This window comes from Microbacterium testaceum (assembly GCF_001476285.1).
Lineage (GTDB): Bacteria > Actinomycetota > Actinomycetes > Actinomycetales > Microbacteriaceae > Microbacterium > Microbacterium testaceum_B.
In genome coordinates, this window is the sequence record NZ_LDRU01000065.1 from 1 (window position 1) to 16,442 (window position 16,442).

Here is a 16,442-nt window from a genome sequence, read left to right on the forward strand (position 1 = left end):
AGGGAAGTCGTCATCCCTCCGTGCCGCCCCGGGGTTAGCGTGGAGGGATGACGACTTCCCTTCTTCCCCAACGACCTGTTGGACGCTCCGGACTGCGGGTCTCCGCGGTCGGGCTCGGATGCAACAACTTCGGCCGGTCGGGAACCCCCACCGAGACGCTCGAGGGGACGCGTGCGGTCCTGGACGCCGCACTCGATTCGGGCGTCACCTTCCTCGACACGGCGGACGTCTACGGACGCGAGTTCGGGCTGTCGGAGACGCTGATGGGTGAGGCACTCCAGGGGCGTCGTGACGAGGTCGTGCTCGCGACGAAGTTCGGCCACGCCGATCTCGCGCCCGGCGTGCTCGGGGGAGCGAAGGCGTCACGGACATCGATCCGTCGATCGGTGGAGGGATCGCTCCGCCGACTGCGGACCGACTGGATCGACCTCTACCAGCTGCACACGCCCGACCCCTCGACCCCCATCGAAGAGACACTCGACACGCTCGCTGATCTCGTCCGCGAGGGCAAGGTCCGGTACGTGGGCCACTCCAACTTCGCCGGATGGCAGATTGCGGAGGCGGAGTTCGCGGCACGCGGCGTGAGGTTCATCTCGTCGCAGAACCAGTACAGCCTGCTCGCTCGTGCGGCAGAGCGGGAGGTCCTGCCGGCGGTGGGACGGTTCGGCCTGGGTCTTCTGCCGTTCTTCCCCCTCCACAACGGCCTGCTGACGGGAAAGTTCTCACGGGAGGGCGGGCCCGAGGGAAGCCGCATCATGCGCCAGCGCCCTCACCTGTGGCGGGACGCGCCGTGGGATGCCCTCGAGCGGTATCAGACGTTCTGCGAGGAGCGCGGCATCACCATGCTCCAGGCGACGTTCGCGTGGTTCCTCGCCAATCCGCTGGTGTCGAGTGTCATCGCGGGAGCCACGAGCCCGGAGCAGGTGCGCGCGAACGCCGAAGCGGCGACCGCGTGGACGCCCACCCCGGAGGAGATCGCGGAGATCGACGGCATCCTGAGTCTTCCCGCCGACCCGGCCGCCGGATGACCCGGCCGTCTGCCGCGGCTGGGCGCGGCGCTGCCCGAGTCCGTGCGCGGGCGTCCATTAGGATGGCAGGGCCGCGCGCTCTCGCCGGCGAAGCTGTCGGCCAACCGGAGGATCTCTCGTGCCCGAGGTGACCACGCATACGCGTACCGTTCCACTCACGGGGGCGACGCTCGAGCTGGCGTGGGCTGCGGGCACCGACACCGGGAAGCGCCGTGAGGTCAATCAGGACGCGGTCCTCGCGGAGTACCCGTTGTTCGTGGTCGCAGACGGAATGGGCGGACATCTCGGTGGGGAGATCGCGAGCGCGAGCACGGTCGACCGACTGCGCGCCGTCGTCGACGGGGGGACGGTGTCGCCCCGGCACATCGAGAAGGCCCTGTCCCGCGCGGTCAAGGACATCGTCTCGCACCCCGAGACCACCGATGAGGGCACCGGGACGACGCTGACCGGGCTGTATCTCGAGACGGCGGCCGATGAGCCCCACTGGGTCACCCTGAACATCGGTGATTCGCGCGTGTACCTCCTGCGCGACGACGACATCGTCCAGGTGACGACTGATCACTCGGTGGTGCAGGAGCTGATCGCCGCGGGGCGACTGAGCCCCGAAGAGGCGGAGAACCACCCGTACGGAAACGTCATCACACGTGCCGTCGGACCGAGCGACAGCGTCAAGCCGGACTACCTCCGCCTCGAAGTCGTCGACGGTGATCGGTTCGTCGTGTGTTCGGACGGGCTCACCAAAGAGCTCACCGACTTCGGTATCAAACACTTCCTCGAGGCGAACGCCGACCCGGCCGCAGCCGTCGACGCGATGATGGCGGCGGCCCTCGAGAACGGCGGCCGCGACAACATCACGATCATCGTGCTCGACGTCAACCGCCGCTCTTCCTGAGAATTCACCCTTGACCGCGGTTGCCCGCGGATTCTACGTTCGGCATATGACTTCCGCTCCCGAACGGACGTCGGGCAAAGGACTGGCCGCCGGGACCCTCGGACTCTGGGGTTCGACCGTCATCGGACTGGCATCCACAGCCCCCGTCTACTCTCTCGTCGCCACCCTCGGCTTCGTCGTCGTCGCGGTGGGTGCCCAAGCGCCGATCGCGTTCGTCCTGGCGTTCATCCCGATGCTCTTCATCGCCTTCGCCTACCGTGAGCTGAACAACGAGGTGCCGGACTGCGGCACGACGTTCACCTGGGGCACGAAGGCGTTCGGACCGTGGGTCGGCTGGATGGGCGGGTGGGGGGTCGCCGTCGCGGGCATGGTCGTCCTCGCCAACCTGTCGCAGATCGCCGGCATCTACCTGTGGTCGCTGGTCGGTGACGGATCGCTCGCCGAGAACGTCCCGCTCGTGACGGCCACCGGCGTCGCGTTCATCGCCGCGATGACGTACGTGAGCTACCGGGGCGTCGAGATCGGTGAGCGCATCCAGAACATCCTGCTCGCCGTCCAGTACATCGTTCTCGCGCTCTTCGTCGTCGTCGCGCTGTGGAAGTTCTTCGACGGCACGGCCCCGAACCCGACCCCGTTCGACCTCGCGTGGTTCAACCCGCTCGGCTTCACCGACTGGAGCGGCTTCACCGAGGCCGTCCTGCTCGCGCTCTTCATCTACTGGGGATGGGACACGTGCCTCGCGCTGAACGAGGAGACCAAGGATCCGAAGCGCATCCCCGGACGCGCGGCCCTGCTCACCACGGTGATCCTGCTCGGCACGTACGTCACGGTCACCGTCGCGGCCATGATGTACGCCGGCGTGGGGGAGGACGGCGCGGGCCTCGCCAATGCGGACAATGCCGACGACGTCTTCCTGGCGATGAAGGACGGGCTGTTCGGCCCGTTCGCGTGGGTGCTGGTGGTCGCGGTGCTCATCTCCGCGGTGTCATCGACGCAGACCACGATCCTGCCGACGGCACGCGGCACGCTGGCGATGGCGGCATACAAGGCCCTCCCCGCCCGCTTCCAGAGGGTGCACCCGCGCTTCCACACGCCGTCGTTCTCGACGCTCGTCATGGGGATCGTCGCGAGCGTGTACTACGTGGGCATGACCATCATCAGCGACAACATCCTCCAGGACTCCATCCTGTCGCTCGGTCTCGCGATCGCGTTCTACTACGCGATGACGGGGTACGCGTGCGTGTGGTACTTCCGCCGCGAACTCTTCACGTCCGGCAAGAACCTCGTCTACCGTGGCATCCTTCCCCTGCTGGGTGCACTGATGCTCACGTACGCGTTCGTCCAGTCGGCGATCGACATGTACGACGTCGACTACGGCAATTCCGAGCTGCTCGGCATCGGCGGCACGTTCGTCGTCGGAATCGGCGCGCTGGCCTTCGGCGTCGTGCTGATGGTCGTGTGGTACCTCGTCCCGGCATCCAAGCCGTTCTTCCGGGGCGAGAGCCTCAACCGGGACACCGAGGTGCTCGTTCCCGACGAGCCCATCACGTACCCGCGTTCGGTCGACGGCGGGATCTGACGCCCCGGGCCGCTCTCCTGGCAGGGCGGCCCCGTGGGGCGTCGCTCGAGCGGAGCGCGGCCCCGTCAGACCGTCGCGCGGATGAGACCGACCTCGCGGCCACCGCCCGAGATCGTCAGGGGCAGCAGGGCGAGCGTGTCGGCGACCGCCTCGGGGGCGAGAGCTCCGGCACGCTCGAGCAGGCGCAGTGCGACCGCGTGACCGGCGCGGTTGGAGCCGTCGAGCATCTTGAGCGCCACCGTCGTGCCGTCGGGTGCCGTCATCACCTGGACGCCCTCGGCGCCGAGCTTCGAGAAGACACCGAGGCGCTCGATGACGACGGTGTCGGGCCGACCCGGGCCGTCGATCGTCCACGGGTGCTCTTTCACCGCGCGGACGAGCGTCCCGGCGCTGCGGTGCAGGGCGAACGGAGAGCGCTCCGACGAGGTCGCGATGCGCTGGATGGCGCGCGCGAGACCGACGAGGCTCATGGCGTACACGGGGGCGCCGCAGCCGTCGATCGCGGTGGTCGTCATGCGCTCGCCGACGAGGCGCTCGAGCACCTCGCGGATGTGCACCTGCAGCGGGTGCTCCGGGTCGAGGTAGTCCGCCGTGGACCAGCCGTTCGCGACGCACGTCAGCAGCATCGCCGCGTGCTTGCCCGAGCAGTTCATGCGCAGGGGCGAGGGCGACCCGTGATCACGCACGAGTTCATCGCGCGCGGCGGCGTCGCTCGGCCACGCTGCGGGGCACCCCAGGTCGTCTTCGGTCAGGCCGGCGGACTGCAGGATGCCACGGGCCGTCTCGACGTGGCGCTCGGTGCCGCAGTGGCTCGCCATCGCGATCGCCAGGCGTTCCTCGGCGAGATCGGCGCCCGCGGAGAGGCACGCCAGCGCCTGCAACGGCTTCATGCTCGAGCGGGGGAGGAAGGGGGCCGTCGCCTCGCCGAGCGCGAGCTTCTCGGATCCGTCGGGAGCGAGCACGACGGCGACGCCGTGATGACGGGATTCGATGAAGCCGTTCCGTTCGACGACAGCGAGCTCGACGGAGGCGGGGGGCGTGGCGGGCATCCGTCCATTCTATGGCGGCGGCGTCGTCGTCCCCCGCGTAGACGTCGGCGCTCCACGGGCCGGAAGTCGCCTCTCGAACGGGCAGCACGGCAGACTGGGACCATGAACGGAGAGCACCACTACCACCTGCGCTCGACCTGGACCGGGGACCGGGGGAGCGGCACCAGCGGATACCGCGACTACGACCGCGCGGTCACGCTGGAGGTCGACGGCAAGCCCGCGATCGCGGCATCCGCTGACAAGCCTTTCCGGGGCGATCCCGCTAAATGGAATCCGGAAGAGCTGCTGCTCGCGGCCCTCAGCGAGTGCCACCTGCTCTCGTACCTGCACGCGTGCGTCACGACCGGCGTCGTGGTCACCGCGTACGAGGACGACGCGTCGGGGACCATGCAGGAGGACGGCAACAGCGGCGGGGCTTTCACGGAGGTCGTTCTGCGTCCCCGCGTCCGGGTCGCCGACGAATCGATGGTGGAAGCGGCCCGCGCCGCCCACAAACAGGCGCGCGAGTGGTGCTTCATCGCGAACTCGGTGAACTTCCCGGTCCGACACGAGCCCGAGATCACCGTCGGCTGATCCTGGCGCCGGAGCGCCGTCGGTGTCCGGCGTCGTACAGTGAGCGCATGCAGCTCGAACCGGCCCTCCGTCGCCTCGATCGGATCGCGGGTGGACGCCAGGCGGACCACCGCGTGGATGTTCCCGAGGACCCGAGAGTGCATCGGGCGTTCCGCGCGATCACCCTTCTTCTCGGACTCGGATTCGTGCTGGGTGTCGCCACGGTCGTCGTCGCTCTGGTGATGACCCTGAACGGCGCCGACGTCGGGTTCGCCGTGTGGATGCGGTGCCTCGTGGTGCTCGCGATCACGACGACGCTGTTCTACTTCCTCTGGCGGGCGCGGGCCGGGTGGTACTGGGCGTTCCGGCGGTTGCAGTTGTTCAGCCGGATCTTCCCGATCGTCGCGCTCGTGCTCGCAGCGATCCCCGGCCTCTACCCGTTCTGGGTGGTGACCGAGCAGATCCTCTTCGCGATCCTGCTCATCGGGGTGTCGGACTATCTGCAGTCCGACGTGGTCCGCGCGGCGTACCCGAAACCACAGCGCTGATTCGTCGGCATCCGGATACCGAGATCTCCACGAAACGATGGAACCCCGCCGGCGCGAGGCCGACGGGGTTCCTTCCGATGTGAGCGCTCAGCGCACGTCGTCGTCGACCCAGTCCATCGACTTGGTGACGGCCTTCTTCCACAGGCGCAGCTCGCGGTCGCGCTCGTCGGAGTCCATGTCGGGCTCCCAGCGCTTGTCCTCCTGCCAGTTGGCGCGGAGGTCGTCGAGGTTGTCCCAGAAGCCCACCGCGAGGCCGGCAGCGTATGCCGCACCCAGCGCCGTGGTCTCCGCGACGACCGGACGCACGACCGGCACGCCGAGGATGTCGGCCTGGAACTGCATGAGCGCGTCGTTGGCGGTCATGCCGCCGTCGACCTTGAGCTCGGTGAGGTCGACGCCGGAGTCGGCGTTGACGGCGTCGAGCACCTCGCGCGTCTGGAAGGCCGTGGCCTCCAGGGCGGCGCGCGCGATGTGGCCCTTGTTGACGTAACGGGTCATGCCCACGATCGCGCCGCGGGCGTCGGGACGCCAGTACGGGGCGAACAGACCCGAGAACGCGGGCACGAAGTACACGCCGCCGTTGTCGTCGACCGAGCTGGCCAGCGCCTCCACCTCGGGAGCCGAGGAGATGATGCCGAGCTGGTCGCGCAGCCACTGGATGAGCGAACCCGTGACGGCGATCGATCCTTCGAGCGCGTAGCGGGCGGGCTGGTCGCCGAGCTTGTAGCCCAGGGTGGTCAGCAGGCCGTTCTTCGAGTGGACGATCTCTTCGCCGGTCTGGAAGATCAGGAAGTTGCCCGTGCCGTAGGTGTTCTTGCTCTCGCCGGGGCTGAAGGCGGCCTGGCCGAAGGTCGCGGCCTGCTGGTCGCCCAGGATGCCGGCGACGGGAGTCTCGCGCAGGAGCGACGACGACTCGACGGTGCCGTACACCTCGGACGAGGAGCGGATCTCGGGCATCATCGAGCGAGGCACGCCGAAGTCGGCGAGGATGTCGTCGCGCCACTCGAGCGTCTCGAGGTCCATGAAGAGCGTGCGGCTGGCGTTCGTGACGTCGGTGGCGTGCACGCCGCCATCGATGCCGCCGGTGAGGTTCCACAGCACCCACGTGTCGGTGGTGCCGAAGATCAGGTCGCCGGCTTCCGCCTTCTCTCGTGCTCCCTCGACGTTCTCGAGGATCCAGACGATCTTCGTCCCCGAGAAGTAAGTCGCGAGGGGCAGACCGACGATGCTCTTGTAGCGTTCGGTGTCGCCGTCGGCGAGGCGGTCCACGATCGACTGCGTGCGCGTGTCCTGCCACACGATGGCGTTGTAGACGGGCTTTCCGGTGTTCTTGTCCCACACGACCGCGGTCTCGCGCTGGTTCGTGATGCCGACGGCGGCGATGTCGTGGCGGGTGATGTCGGCGCGGCTCAGCGCGAGGCCGATCACCTCCTGGGTGTTGCGCCAGATCTCGAGCGGGTCGTGCTCGACCCATCCCGCGCGCGGGAAGATCTGCTCGTGCTCCTTCTGTCCGACGGCGACGACGCCCCCGGACTTGTCGAAGATCATCGCGCGGGTCGAGGTCGTGCCCTGGTCGATGGCGAGGACGTAGTCGGCCATGGATGGACTCCTTTGTCTAATTGAGGTGAGGAAGAGGTGAAGCGGAGCGCGGGGGCGGCGCAGGCCGGGTGGTTCGCACCGCCCCCGCTGAGGTTTTACTTGCCGAGGTGGAGCAGCACGGGGGCGAGGAGACCCGCGAGCAGACCGCCGACCAGGGGACCGGCCACCGGAACCCAGGCGTAGCTCCAGTCGCTGGAGCCCTTCCCCTTGATGGGGAGGATGGCGTGGGCGATGCGCGGGCCCAGGTCACGGGCCGGGTTGATCGCGTAGCCGGTCGGGCCACCGAGCGAGGCGCCGATACCGACCACCAGCAGGGCCACGGGGACGGCGGCGAGGCCACCGATGCCACCGGGGACGCCGATGTCGGCGACGCCGTAGTCGGCGAATCCGAAGATCACGAAGACCAGGACGAAGGTCGCGATGACCTCGGTGAGGAAGTTGAATCCGTAAGAACGGATCGCGGGGCCCGTCGAGAAGACGCCGAGCTTGGCGGCCGGGTCGGGTTCGTCGTCGAAGTGCTGCTTGTACGAGGCCCACGCCAGCACGGCACCGATGATCGCACCGACCATCTGCGCGGCGACCGCGACGAGGAACTGGACGAAGGAGATCTTGCCGGCGACCAGCAGGCCGATCGACACGGCGGGGTTCAGCTGGGCACCCGAGTAGGCGGACACGATGACGCCGGCGAAGACCGCCAGGCCCCATCCCCAGTTGACCATGAGGAACCCACCGGCGTTGCCCTTGGTCTTGGCCAGGGCCACGTTGGCGACCACTCCGCAGCCCAGCAGGATGAGCATCGCGGTGCCGACCACCTCCGAGAGGAAGTACAGCCCCAGATTGACTTCTTGCATGTCGTCATCGACCTTTCTGTTGTCGCCCGTCCACCTTCGGCTCGGGCGTCGTTGCGGCTCGGTGATCCGAACCTATGACCGCCGTGCGGGCGCGCAACAGGTGACGCGCCCGCACGTTCTCTCAGATTGCGGCGACCCCGGCTTCGGCCAGATCGACGCGGTGAGCGGTGAGAAGGATGTCGCGGGTGCGCTCGACCTCCTCCTGAACGCGGTCGGTGTCCCACCCGAGAGGGCCGGCGACTGCCTCGGCGACCTCGACCAGCGTGCGCTCGGTCATTCCCCCCACGAAGGCGAGGTGCGTCCGGCGCAGGAGCACGTCGATCAGGTGCACGACCTGCTCGTTGCGGGCGATCCACTCGAGCTCCTCGACGTAGTAGCCGGGGGCGTGCTCGATCGGGGTGGGCTCGGCCGGAAGCGCCTCGAGCAGCAGGTCGGCACGGGTGCCGTAGCGCGTGAGCAGCGCCTCGACGAGCTCGCGGGAGTGAGCATTCGTGCGTGCGGCCACCCACCGGCGGCGCGCCTCGGGGGTCGCCGGGAAGCCCGCGCCGCCGCCGATGGGCAGGCCCTGCGTGCTCACGCGGTGCGGACGACGCAGTTTCTGCAGCGTCTTCATGCTGAGGTGCTCCGCCAGAGCGCGGAACGTGGTCCACTTGCCGCCCACCAGGCTCATTGCGGGAACGCCCGCGATCTCGTCCTCGACGATGCGGTAGTCGCGCGAGACGAAGCCGGGAGCGGTGTCGTCGTGACGGGGGAGGGGGCGGATGCCAGAGAAGGTGTAGACGATCTGCGAGCGGTCCACCGCGATGCTCGGGAAGACGTGCCCGACGAGGTCGAAGAAGTAGTCGATCTCGTCATCGGTGCACACGACGGGCTTCGCCGGGTCGGCGTCGATGTCGGTCGTCCCGACGAGGACGCGGTCCTTGAGCGGGTAGATGAGCACGATGCGACCGTCGGAGTGCTCGAAGAAGATCTCGCGTCCACCTGTCGCGGCGAGCAGCTCGGGGTTGTCGAGGACGATGTGCGAGCCCTTGGTGCCCCCCATGAACTGGGTCTTGAGCCCCATGGCGGCGTTCGCGAGGTCGGTCCAGGGGCCGGCCGTGTTGAGGATGACCTTGGCCTTGACCGAGAACTCCTCACCCGAGACCTCGTCGCGGACGCGCACGCCGTTCGCGTCCGCGCCGACGGCCGAGACGTAGTTGACGGCCTGCGTGCGACCGGCACCGGCGACGATGCCGTCGTGGAGCACGTCGAGCGCGATGCGCTCGGGGTCGTGCATCGACGCGTCGAAGTACGTCGCGGTGTAGGCGAGGTCGGGGTTGAGCTTGGGGAGCTCGGCGAGCGACTTCTTCTTGCCGAGGAACTTGTGGCGGGGAACCGATCCGCCGTCGCGCGAGAAGGTGTCGTACATGATGAGGCCGACCTTGATCAGGAGGGCTCCGCGCTCGTTGGGCTTTCCGCGGCCGTGGGTCACGAGCAGGCGGAAGGGAGCCGACAGGATGCCCGAGAACGTCTTGTAGATCGGGATCGTGGTCTCGAGGGGCTTGACGTAGTGGGGCGCGGTCTTGAGCAGATCGTTGCGCTCGGTCACCGCTTCCTTGACGAGGCGGAACTCGCCGTTCTCGAGGTAGCGGATGCCGCCGTGCACCATGTGGCTGGAGGCCGACGAGGCGCCCGAGACGAAGTCGCCGCGCTCGACGAGGGCGACGCTGACACCCTGCAGGGAGAGGTCACGGAGAGTGGCGAGGCCGTTGATGCCACCGCCGATGATGAGGACGTCGATGTCTTCGGCGTCACGAAGCGCCTGAACGTCGGCGCGGAGCGAAGTTGCGGGGGACGACATGTCGACTGCGACCTTTCGTAGTTGGTACGCCGACAGAATGCGCCCGTCTGCACGTTGTTGCAAGCCCCTTGAAAAAACGTGCACAATGGGGGCGGACGGGAGGGCCCATGGTGACCCAGGCAGAAGCCCGCGGCCGGGATGCTCTCCGCGCCGCGCAGCTGTATTACATGCAAGATCTGACGATGGACGCCATCGCCCATGAGATGCGCGTCTCGCGCTCCTCGGTGTCGCGCCTGCTGCAGCACGCCCGCGACGTCGGGCTGGTGACGATCTCGATCAGCCCGCCCGACGACGCTCGCGGGCAGATGGCGCAGCGCATCGCCGATCGCTTCGGCATCGCCGCGCACGTGGTGCCCACGCCCGCACGCACGACGGAGGCCGATCGCCTCGAACGCACGGCCCTGACCGCCGCGCGCATCCTCACCGAGCGGGTCGAGTCCTCGATGACCGTGGGGATCGCGTGGGGGTCGACGCTCTCGGCGATCGCCCGTCACGTCCCCGCCAAGGACGTACACGACACCCACATCGTGCAGATGAACGGTGCCGCCAACGTCCGCACCAGCGGCATCCCGTACGCGGGAGAGATCCTGTCGCGGTTCGGTACGGCCTGGTCGTCGTCCGTGCACCAATTCCCGGTTCCCGCGCTCTTCGACGATCCCCAGACGAAGCGTGCGATGTGGCGGGAGCGCTCGGTGCGTTCCGTCCTCGAGATCCAGGACCGCGTCGGGCTCTTCGTCTTCGGCCTGGGCTCGCCGCAGGCGGACGTGCCCTCGCACGTCTACAGCAGCGACTACTTCGACGAGCGCGATCGGGCGGTGATAGAGCGAGAGGGGGTCGTCGGCGACTGCGCGACGGTGTTCTACCGCGTCGACGGGTCGAGCGACATCCCGGAACTCAACGCCCGCTCGAGCGGCCCCGACCTCGACACCGTCCGGCGCATCCCGCGGCGCTTCTGCGTCGTGTCGAGTCTGTCGAAGCTCGACGCCCTGCGCGGCGCCCTCGCCGCCGGCCTCGTCACCGAGCTCGTCGTGGAGGAGGCCCTCGCCCGGCGCCTGCTGAGCGTCACCCGCTGAGCGTCAGCGCTCGCCGAAGCCGTCTTCGATCAGAGCGCGCAGCTCGTCCAGCGCCGCCTGAGCCTCGGGGCCGGTCGCGCTGACACGGACGCGTGATCCCTGACGCACGCCCAGCGCCATCAGCGCCAACAGGCTGCGCGCCGAGATCTCTTCCGAGCCCGTGTCGAGATCGACGAGGCGCACGTCGGCGTCGTACCGCGACGCGGTCTTGACGAAGGTCGCGGCCGGGCGAGCGTGCAGGCCCGACGGGTTCGTGATCACCGCCTCGAAAGCCGCGCCTTCCGCGGCCCTCGCGGTTCCGGATGCCGCACCCGCACCGGCGCTGTCCGTGTCCGCCCCCAGCTGTCGGCGCTTCGCGTCGCCCGCCGTCGCGCATTCCGTCGCGACCGCGTCGAGTCCTGCTCCGCCCGCGGCGGTCACGACCGCCGCCACGAGACCCTCGACGAACGGTGCGGCGCTGAGGCGGACGCGCTCCGGTTCGGCGACGAACTCCAGAGCCGTCTCGGCGCTGAGGATCGCGGAACCGAGGTCCATCAGAACGAGCACCCCCTCGCCGCCGTCGGCCTCGTCGATCGCGGAAGCGATGGCCACGGCATCCGTCCCGAGGTCGCCGTCGGGCCCGCCCGCGGCGACGCGAACAGTCGGAGGGTTCTCCCCGCCCATCTGCAGGGCCAGCTCGACCGCGGCGTCGGCCAGGGCGCGAGAGTGCGAGACGACGACGAGGCCGATCACGCGCCGCCCGCCAGTGTGTCGCGCAGGGCCTCGAGCAGAAGCGTCGCCGAGGTGGCACCCGGGTCGAGGTGCCCGGCGCTGCGCTCGCCGAGATAGCTCGCGCGGCCCTTTCGCGCGACGAGCGGCTCGGTCGCGTCGCGGCCTCGGGCGGCGGCCTCGGCTGCCGCCCGCGCGGCTCCGGCAGGGTCGGCGCCGTCGGTGACGGCCGTATCCCACGCATCGAGCGCGGGGGCCAGGGCGTCGATCATCGTCTTGTCGCCGAGTTCCGCCTTGCCGCGAGCCACGACCCCGTCGACGCCCGCGCGGAGGGCGGCGCCCAGGGCCGCGGCATCCGCGTGGTCCGACGCAAGAGCGGGACCCATCCGCAGGAAGAACGTGCCGTAGAGCGGGCCGCTCGCGCCGCCCACCGACGACACGAGCGTCATCCCGACGGTCTTGAAGAGCTCGGCAGGGGTCGCCGGTGCGGGGTCGAGCTTGGCCACCACGGCGTCGAGCCCCCGCGCCATGTTCGAACCGTGATCGGCGTCACCGATCTCGGAGTCCAGGCGCGTGAGCTCGTCCTTGTGCTGCTGGACGGCGTCGCGGAACGCGCGGATCCAGGCGACGAGATCGTCGGTCGAGACGGCGCGGCTCATGCGCCCCACCGCAGACCCGGGGTCACGACGGGGGCATCCCACAGGCGCAGCATCTCCTCGTCCGCCTTGACGACCGTCAGTGACGCGCCCGCCATGTCGAGGCTCGTGATGTAGTCGCCGATGAGGACGCGCTGCGCGTCGATCCCCGCCTCCGCGAGCAACGGCGCGATCTCGCCGTAGAGCAGGTACTGCTCGATCAGCGGCGTCCCGCCGAGGCCGGACAGGAGGACGATCGCCGGTCCCACCGGGTCACCGAAGTCGTGCACGATCGGGTCGACCATGAGCTTTGCGATCTCGTGGGCGGATGCCAGCTTCACGCGCGAGCGACCAGGTTCGCCGTGGATGCCGACGCCGACCTCCATCTCGTCGTCGGGCAGCTCGAAGGTGGGGCGGCCCGCCGCGGGGACCGTGCAGCTGGTGAGTGCGACTCCCATCGAGCGGCCGGCCGCGGCCACGCGGCGGGCGAGCTCGGCGACGGCGGCGAGGTCGGCTCCCTCTTCGGCCAGGGCGCCGACGATCTTCTCGAGGATGACCGTGGTGCCGGTGCCACGGCGGCCCGCGGTCCACGTCGAATCCTGGACCGCGACGTCGTCAGCCACGACGACCGCCTCGACCTGCACACCCTCGGCCGCCGCCAGCTCGGCCGCCATCTCGAAGTTCAAAACGTCGCCGGTGTAGTTCTTCACAATGTGCAGCACACCCGCACCCGAGTCGACGGCCTGCGTCGCGGCGAGCACCTGATCCGGGGTGGGGGAGGTGAAGACCTCGCCCGCCGCCGCCGCGTCGAGCATTCCGCGTCCGACGAAGCCTCCGTGCAGTGGCTCGTGGCCCGAGCCTCCACCCGAGACGAGGGCGACCTTGCCGGCGCGGGTCGGCTCCGCCCGCAGGATCACGCGATTCTCCGCGTCGACGCGGAGCTCGGGGTAAGCGGCTTCGATGCCGCGCAGGGCCTCGGCCAGCACGTCGGCCGGGTCGTTGACGAATTTCTTCACGGTGCCTCCTCGTCGTGGCGGTGACGGTTCGGGGCCGTCACTCCCGACCCTGCTCGCCCCGCGTCGCCGCGTCAAGCAGCAAGTCGAGGAGGAGAGCGTCAGAGGCGCTCGTGCGGGAGAACCTGCTTGATGCGCTCGAGGGGATTCTGCGCGGGGGCCTCGTTGTACGCGTTCGCCAGCTCCTGCTCGCTGAGGGCGTGGATCGCGGCCATGATCTCGTCGGTCGCGCCGCGACGCGCCCGGCCCGAGGTGGCGGGCCCGTGGGGGGAGAGGTCGATGGGCTCGCCGAAACGGACCGTGATGCGCTCTTTCGTCGTCGGGATCTTCGCGCCGACCGGCATGACCTTGTCCGTGCCGATGAGGCCGACCGGGACGACCGGAGCGCCCGTCTGCAGGGCCAGGAAGGCGACTCCGGTGCGTCCTTTGTAGAGGCGCCCGTCGAGGGAACGCGTGCCCTCGGGGTAGAGCGCGACCGCGCGACCGTCCTCGAGCAGCGCGCGCTGCTGCTCGAGGGCGTCGAGGGCTTTCTGACCGGCGCCGCGTTCGACGGGGATCGCGCCGATCGCGGTGAAGAACTGCCGCGAGGCCCATTTCTCGAAGTACGCCGACTTCGCCATGAAGTGAACGGGGCGAGGAGCCGCGACGGGGATCGCGATGGAGTCGATGAACGACAGGTGGTTGCTCGCGAAGATGACGGGGCCCGTGCGTGGGACGTTCTCGCGTCCTTCGACGCGCGGGCGGTACACGGCGCGGGCGAGGGGGGCGATGAGCGAACGCCCGAGGACGTACGTCGCACCCATCTGCTGCGGCACGGCGGCGGGGGTCTCGGCGGGCACGTCGGAACTCACCCGTCGAGATTACTCGCCGCCGCATGCCGGGTCGCGCATGGGGACTCCCAGCCGCGCCTAAGACGGATGCGCGAGGATGGGGGTTCCCTGTCTTCTCTCGAGAGGTTCTCCGTGCGCTTCCGCCCGATCGCTTCCCTGTCCGTCGCCGCCGTCGCGGTGCTGCTTCTGGCCGGGTGCGCCGGTTCGTCCGATGACAGCCAGACGCCGGACGCCAGTGCGAGCCCCGACGCCGGACAGTGCCAGACGCCGTTCACGGGCGACGTTCCCGCGGGCCTCGAGGTGTCCGGCGACTTCAAGGGCGAGGTCACGGTGACCCGGCCCGACGGATTCGCGCCGAGCGCGATCCAGCGCAGCACTCTCATCGAGGGCACCGGCGACGAGGTGAAGGCCGGCGATCTCGTCAAGGCGAACTACACCGTGATCGACGCGTCGACGGGTGAGGTCGCGCTCGACTCGCTCAAGAGCGACCCCTCGGGCATGGACATGATCGTCAACGCCCAGCAGATCTTCGGTGCCGCGGTGTCGTGCGTGCCGATCGGCTCGCGCACCGTTTCGACGTTCCCCGCGGGAACGCTCGGCGAGGGCTCGCCGGCCTACATCCTCGTCGCCGACTCGATCTCCGAGCTGCCCACGCGTGCCGAGGGCACCGAGGTGGCGCCCGTCGAGGGCATGCCGACCGTGACCTTCGCCGACAACGGTGCTCCGACGATCACCGTGCCGACCACCCCCGCCCCCACAGAGACGCGCATCGAGAACCTCCGTCAGGGGACGGGTGACGTCGTGAACCCCGGCGACACCGTGATCGTTCAGTACACCGGCGTCCTCTACGACGGCGGCACCGTGTTCGATTCGAGCTGGGACAAGGGCGCGCCGACGCAGTTCGCGACGACCGACGTCGTCCCGGGCTTCAAGCAGGCGCTCGAGGGGCAGACGGTCGGCTCGCAGGTCGTCGCCGTGATCCCTCCCGCCGACGGCTACGGCGACCAGGCCAAGGGCTCCATCCCGGCCAACTCGACCCTCGTCTTCGTCGTCGACATCCTCGGCGTCCAGCACGCGACTCCCGCCGCTCAGTAGGCTGGCGGGATGCGCCGCGTCCTCCTCCTCGGTTCCACCGGTTCGATCGGCACGCAGGCGCTCGACGTCATTCGCGCGAACGCGGATCGCTTCGAGGTCGTCGGCCTCGCCGCCGGTTCCGACCGTGCGGGGGTCGAGGCGCAAGCGCGCGAATTCGGCGTCGACCACGTCGCCCTCGGCGCCGTCGAGGCGGAGCAACTCGTCCGCGATGTCGAGGCCGACGTGGTCGTCAACGGCATCACGGGCTCGGTGGGGCTCGGTCCCACGATCGCCGCTCTCGAAACGGGGCGCACCCTCGCCCTGGCCAACAAGGAGTCGCTGATCGTCGGCGGCGACCTCGTCACCGCGCTCGCCGCCCCGGGTCAGATCGTGCCGGTCGACTCCGAGCACTCGGCGATCGCGCAGGCGCTGCGATCCGGAGAGGCGAACGAGGTACGAAGGCTGGTGCTCACGGCATCCGGAGGCCCCTTCCGCGGGCGTTCGCGCGAGCAGTTGCGGGGGGTCACGCCCGCCGAGGCGCTCGCGCACCCGACGTGGGACATGGGGAGGGTAGTGACGACGAACTCCGCGACTCTCGTGAACAAGGGGCTCGAGGTCATCGAAGCTCATCTCCTCTTCGACGTGCTCTACGACCGCATCGATGTCACCGTCCATCCGCAGTCGATCGTGCACTCGATGGTCGAGTTCATCGACGGATCGACGATCGCGCAGGCCTCGCCGCCCGACATGCGCCTGCCGATCTCCCTCGGCCTCGACTGGCCGCGCCGCGTGGCCGGCGTCGGGGCGCCGCTCGACTGGACGACCGCGAGCCAGTGGACCTTCGAGCCGCTCGACGAGGAGGCCTTCGGGTCCGTCGCGCTCGCGAAGAAGGTCGGGCGCGCGGGAGCGACGTATCCCGCCGTGTTCAACGCCGCGAACGAGCAGGCCGTCGATGCGTTCCACGAGGGGCGTCTGAGCTTCCTCGGCATCCTCGAGATCATCGAAGAGGTCGTCGACCGTCACGAGGCACCCGCGACGCTCACGCGCGAATCGCTTGCCGACGCCGAGGCCTGGGCTCGTCGGACGGCGGATGCCGTGATCGCGGCGCGCTGACCGCCTCGAGCCGCATGCGGGGGTCCCTGAGCCTGTCGACGGGACCGGGCTGACGCGG

16 protein-coding genes are annotated in these 16,442 nt (G+C 69.4%); 8 read left to right on the forward strand and 8 right to left on the reverse strand.

The genetic code is table 11. The annotated features are described in order from the left end of the window. The first annotated feature begins 47 nt into the window (after positions 1 to 47). From NS283_RS11595 to NS283_RS11605, 3 genes are all read left to right on the forward strand, one after another. Positions 48 to 1,028: an aldo/keto reductase gene (locus tag NS283_RS11595; RefSeq protein WP_058597025.1), complete on the forward strand. Its 981-nt coding sequence runs from the start codon at positions 48 to 50 to the stop codon at positions 1,026 to 1,028. 118 nt (positions 1,029 to 1,146) lie between these two features. Next, complete coding sequence (locus NS283_RS11600; RefSeq protein WP_058597026.1) at positions 1,147 to 1,920, forward strand: PP2C family protein-serine/threonine phosphatase; 774 nt, start codon at positions 1,147 to 1,149, stop codon at positions 1,918 to 1,920. Between the two features lie 46 nt (positions 1,921 to 1,966). Next, positions 1,967 to 3,499 carry an APC family permease gene (locus NS283_RS11605; RefSeq protein ID WP_058597027.1) on the forward strand — a complete coding sequence of 511 codons (1,533 nt, stop codon included), beginning with the start codon at positions 1,967 to 1,969 and terminating at the stop codon, positions 3,497 to 3,499. A 65-nt stretch (positions 3,500 to 3,564) separates the two neighbouring features. Here NS283_RS11605 and NS283_RS11610 read toward each other — a convergent pair whose 3' ends face one another. Next, the gene (locus NS283_RS11610; RefSeq protein WP_058597028.1) at positions 3,565 to 4,548 is read right to left on the reverse strand and encodes an asparaginase; all 984 of its coding nucleotides are present in this window, start codon (positions 4,546 to 4,548) and stop codon (positions 3,565 to 3,567) included. Positions 4,549 to 4,650: 102 nt separating this feature from the next. Between NS283_RS11610 and NS283_RS11615 the strand changes: the two genes are divergently transcribed. Together NS283_RS11615 and NS283_RS11620 are read left to right on the forward strand one after the other, a co-directional pair. Then, the gene (locus NS283_RS11615) at positions 4,651 to 5,121 is read left to right on the forward strand and encodes an OsmC family protein (protein ID WP_058597029.1); all 471 of its coding nucleotides are present in this window, start codon (positions 4,651 to 4,653) and stop codon (positions 5,119 to 5,121) included. A 47-nt stretch (positions 5,122 to 5,168) separates the two neighbouring features. After that, a complete protein-coding gene (locus tag NS283_RS11620) occupies positions 5,169 to 5,648 on the forward strand; it encodes a hypothetical protein (RefSeq protein ID WP_058597030.1) in 480 nt (159 codons plus the stop codon). Positions 5,649 to 5,735: 87 nt separating this feature from the next. Here the strand turns inward: NS283_RS11620 and glpK are convergent, their stop codons facing one another. The 3 genes from glpK to NS283_RS11635 all read right to left on the reverse strand — a co-directional run bounded on the left by glpK (position 5,736) and on the right by NS283_RS11635 (position 9,938). Beyond that, complete coding sequence (gene glpK, locus NS283_RS11625) at positions 5,736 to 7,247, reverse strand: glycerol kinase GlpK (protein ID WP_058597031.1); 1,512 nt, start codon at positions 7,245 to 7,247, stop codon at positions 5,736 to 5,738. A gap of 95 nt (positions 7,248 to 7,342) precedes the next feature. Beyond that, complete coding sequence (locus tag NS283_RS11630) at positions 7,343 to 8,098, reverse strand: MIP/aquaporin family protein (protein ID WP_058597032.1); 756 nt, start codon at positions 8,096 to 8,098, stop codon at positions 7,343 to 7,345. 121 nt (positions 8,099 to 8,219) lie between these two features. Beyond that, a complete protein-coding gene (locus tag NS283_RS11635; RefSeq protein ID WP_058597033.1) occupies positions 8,220 to 9,938 on the reverse strand; it encodes a glycerol-3-phosphate dehydrogenase/oxidase in 1,719 nt (572 codons plus the stop codon). A gap of 107 nt (positions 9,939 to 10,045) precedes the next feature. Here NS283_RS11635 and NS283_RS11640 point away from each other — a divergent pair, with 107 nt between their 5' ends. Next, positions 10,046 to 11,011 carry a sugar-binding transcriptional regulator gene (locus NS283_RS11640; RefSeq protein WP_058597034.1) on the forward strand — a complete coding sequence of 322 codons (966 nt, stop codon included), beginning with the start codon at positions 10,046 to 10,048 and terminating at the stop codon, positions 11,009 to 11,011. Between the two features lie 3 nt (positions 11,012 to 11,014). Here the strand turns inward: NS283_RS11640 and dhaM are convergent, their stop codons facing one another. The 4 genes from dhaM to NS283_RS11660 form a co-directional block, all read right to left on the reverse strand. Then, positions 11,015 to 11,743: a dihydroxyacetone kinase phosphoryl donor subunit DhaM gene (dhaM, locus tag NS283_RS11645; protein WP_058597035.1), complete on the reverse strand. Its 729-nt coding sequence runs from the start codon at positions 11,741 to 11,743 to the stop codon at positions 11,015 to 11,017. Beyond that, positions 11,740 to 12,378, reverse strand: coding sequence for a dihydroxyacetone kinase subunit DhaL (dhaL, locus tag NS283_RS11650; RefSeq protein WP_058597058.1), 639 nt, complete (start codon positions 12,376 to 12,378; stop codon positions 11,740 to 11,742). Before dhaL ends, dhaM begins: the two co-directional genes overlap by 4 nt. After that, positions 12,375 to 13,370: a dihydroxyacetone kinase subunit DhaK gene (gene dhaK / locus NS283_RS11655; RefSeq protein WP_058597036.1), complete on the reverse strand. Its 996-nt coding sequence runs from the start codon at positions 13,368 to 13,370 to the stop codon at positions 12,375 to 12,377. Before dhaK ends, dhaL begins: the two co-directional genes overlap by 4 nt. A 98-nt stretch (positions 13,371 to 13,468) precedes the next feature. Next, positions 13,469 to 14,170 (reverse strand): lysophospholipid acyltransferase family protein, encoded by a 702-nt coding sequence (locus NS283_RS11660; protein ID WP_153001368.1) that lies wholly within the window; start codon positions 14,168 to 14,170, stop codon positions 13,469 to 13,471. Positions 14,171 to 14,329: 159 nt separating this feature from the next. Here NS283_RS11660 and NS283_RS11665 point away from each other — a divergent pair, with 159 nt between their 5' ends. Together NS283_RS11665 and dxr are read left to right on the forward strand one after the other, a co-directional pair. Then, positions 14,330 to 15,292: an FKBP-type peptidyl-prolyl cis-trans isomerase gene (locus NS283_RS11665; RefSeq protein ID WP_058597038.1), complete on the forward strand. Its 963-nt coding sequence runs from the start codon at positions 14,330 to 14,332 to the stop codon at positions 15,290 to 15,292. A 9-nt stretch (positions 15,293 to 15,301) separates the two neighbouring features. Beyond that, complete coding sequence (gene dxr, locus NS283_RS11670) at positions 15,302 to 16,384, forward strand: 1-deoxy-D-xylulose-5-phosphate reductoisomerase (protein WP_058597039.1); 1,083 nt, start codon at positions 15,302 to 15,304, stop codon at positions 16,382 to 16,384. Positions 16,385 to 16,442: the final 58 nt, after the last annotated feature.

Excerpts from the sequence above, each read along its gene's own strand:
- NS283_RS11595 (WP_058597025.1), top strand. The coding sequence starts at position 48 with ATGACGACTTCCCTTCTTCCCCAACGACCTGTTGGACGCTCCGGACTG.
- NS283_RS11605 (WP_058597027.1), top strand. The coding sequence starts at position 1,967 with ATGACTTCCGCTCCCGAACGGACGTCGGGCAAAGGACTGGCCGCCGGG.
- NS283_RS11610 (WP_058597028.1), bottom strand. The coding sequence starts at position 4,548 with ATGCCCGCCACGCCCCCCGCCTCCGTCGAGCTCGCTGTCGTCGAACGG.
- NS283_RS11615 (WP_058597029.1), top strand. The coding sequence starts at position 4,651 with ATGAACGGAGAGCACCACTACCACCTGCGCTCGACCTGGACCGGGGAC.
- NS283_RS11620 (WP_058597030.1), top strand. The coding sequence starts at position 5,169 with ATGCAGCTCGAACCGGCCCTCCGTCGCCTCGATCGGATCGCGGGTGGA.
- glpK (WP_058597031.1), bottom strand. The coding sequence starts at position 7,247 with ATGGCCGACTACGTCCTCGCCATCGACCAGGGCACGACCTCGACCCGC.
- NS283_RS11630 (WP_058597032.1), bottom strand. The coding sequence starts at position 8,098 with ATGCAAGAAGTCAATCTGGGGCTGTACTTCCTCTCGGAGGTGGTCGGC.
- NS283_RS11635 (WP_058597033.1), bottom strand. The coding sequence starts at position 9,938 with ATGTCGTCCCCCGCAACTTCGCTCCGCGCCGACGTTCAGGCGCTTCGT.
- NS283_RS11640 (WP_058597034.1), top strand. The coding sequence starts at position 10,046 with ATGGTGACCCAGGCAGAAGCCCGCGGCCGGGATGCTCTCCGCGCCGCG.
- dhaL (WP_058597058.1), bottom strand. The coding sequence starts at position 12,378 with ATGAGCCGCGCCGTCTCGACCGACGATCTCGTCGCCTGGATCCGCGCG.
- NS283_RS11660 (WP_153001368.1), bottom strand. The coding sequence starts at position 14,170 with ATGGGTGCGACGTACGTCCTCGGGCGTTCGCTCATCGCCCCCCTCGCC.
- dxr (WP_058597039.1), top strand. The coding sequence starts at position 15,302 with ATGCGCCGCGTCCTCCTCCTCGGTTCCACCGGTTCGATCGGCACGCAG.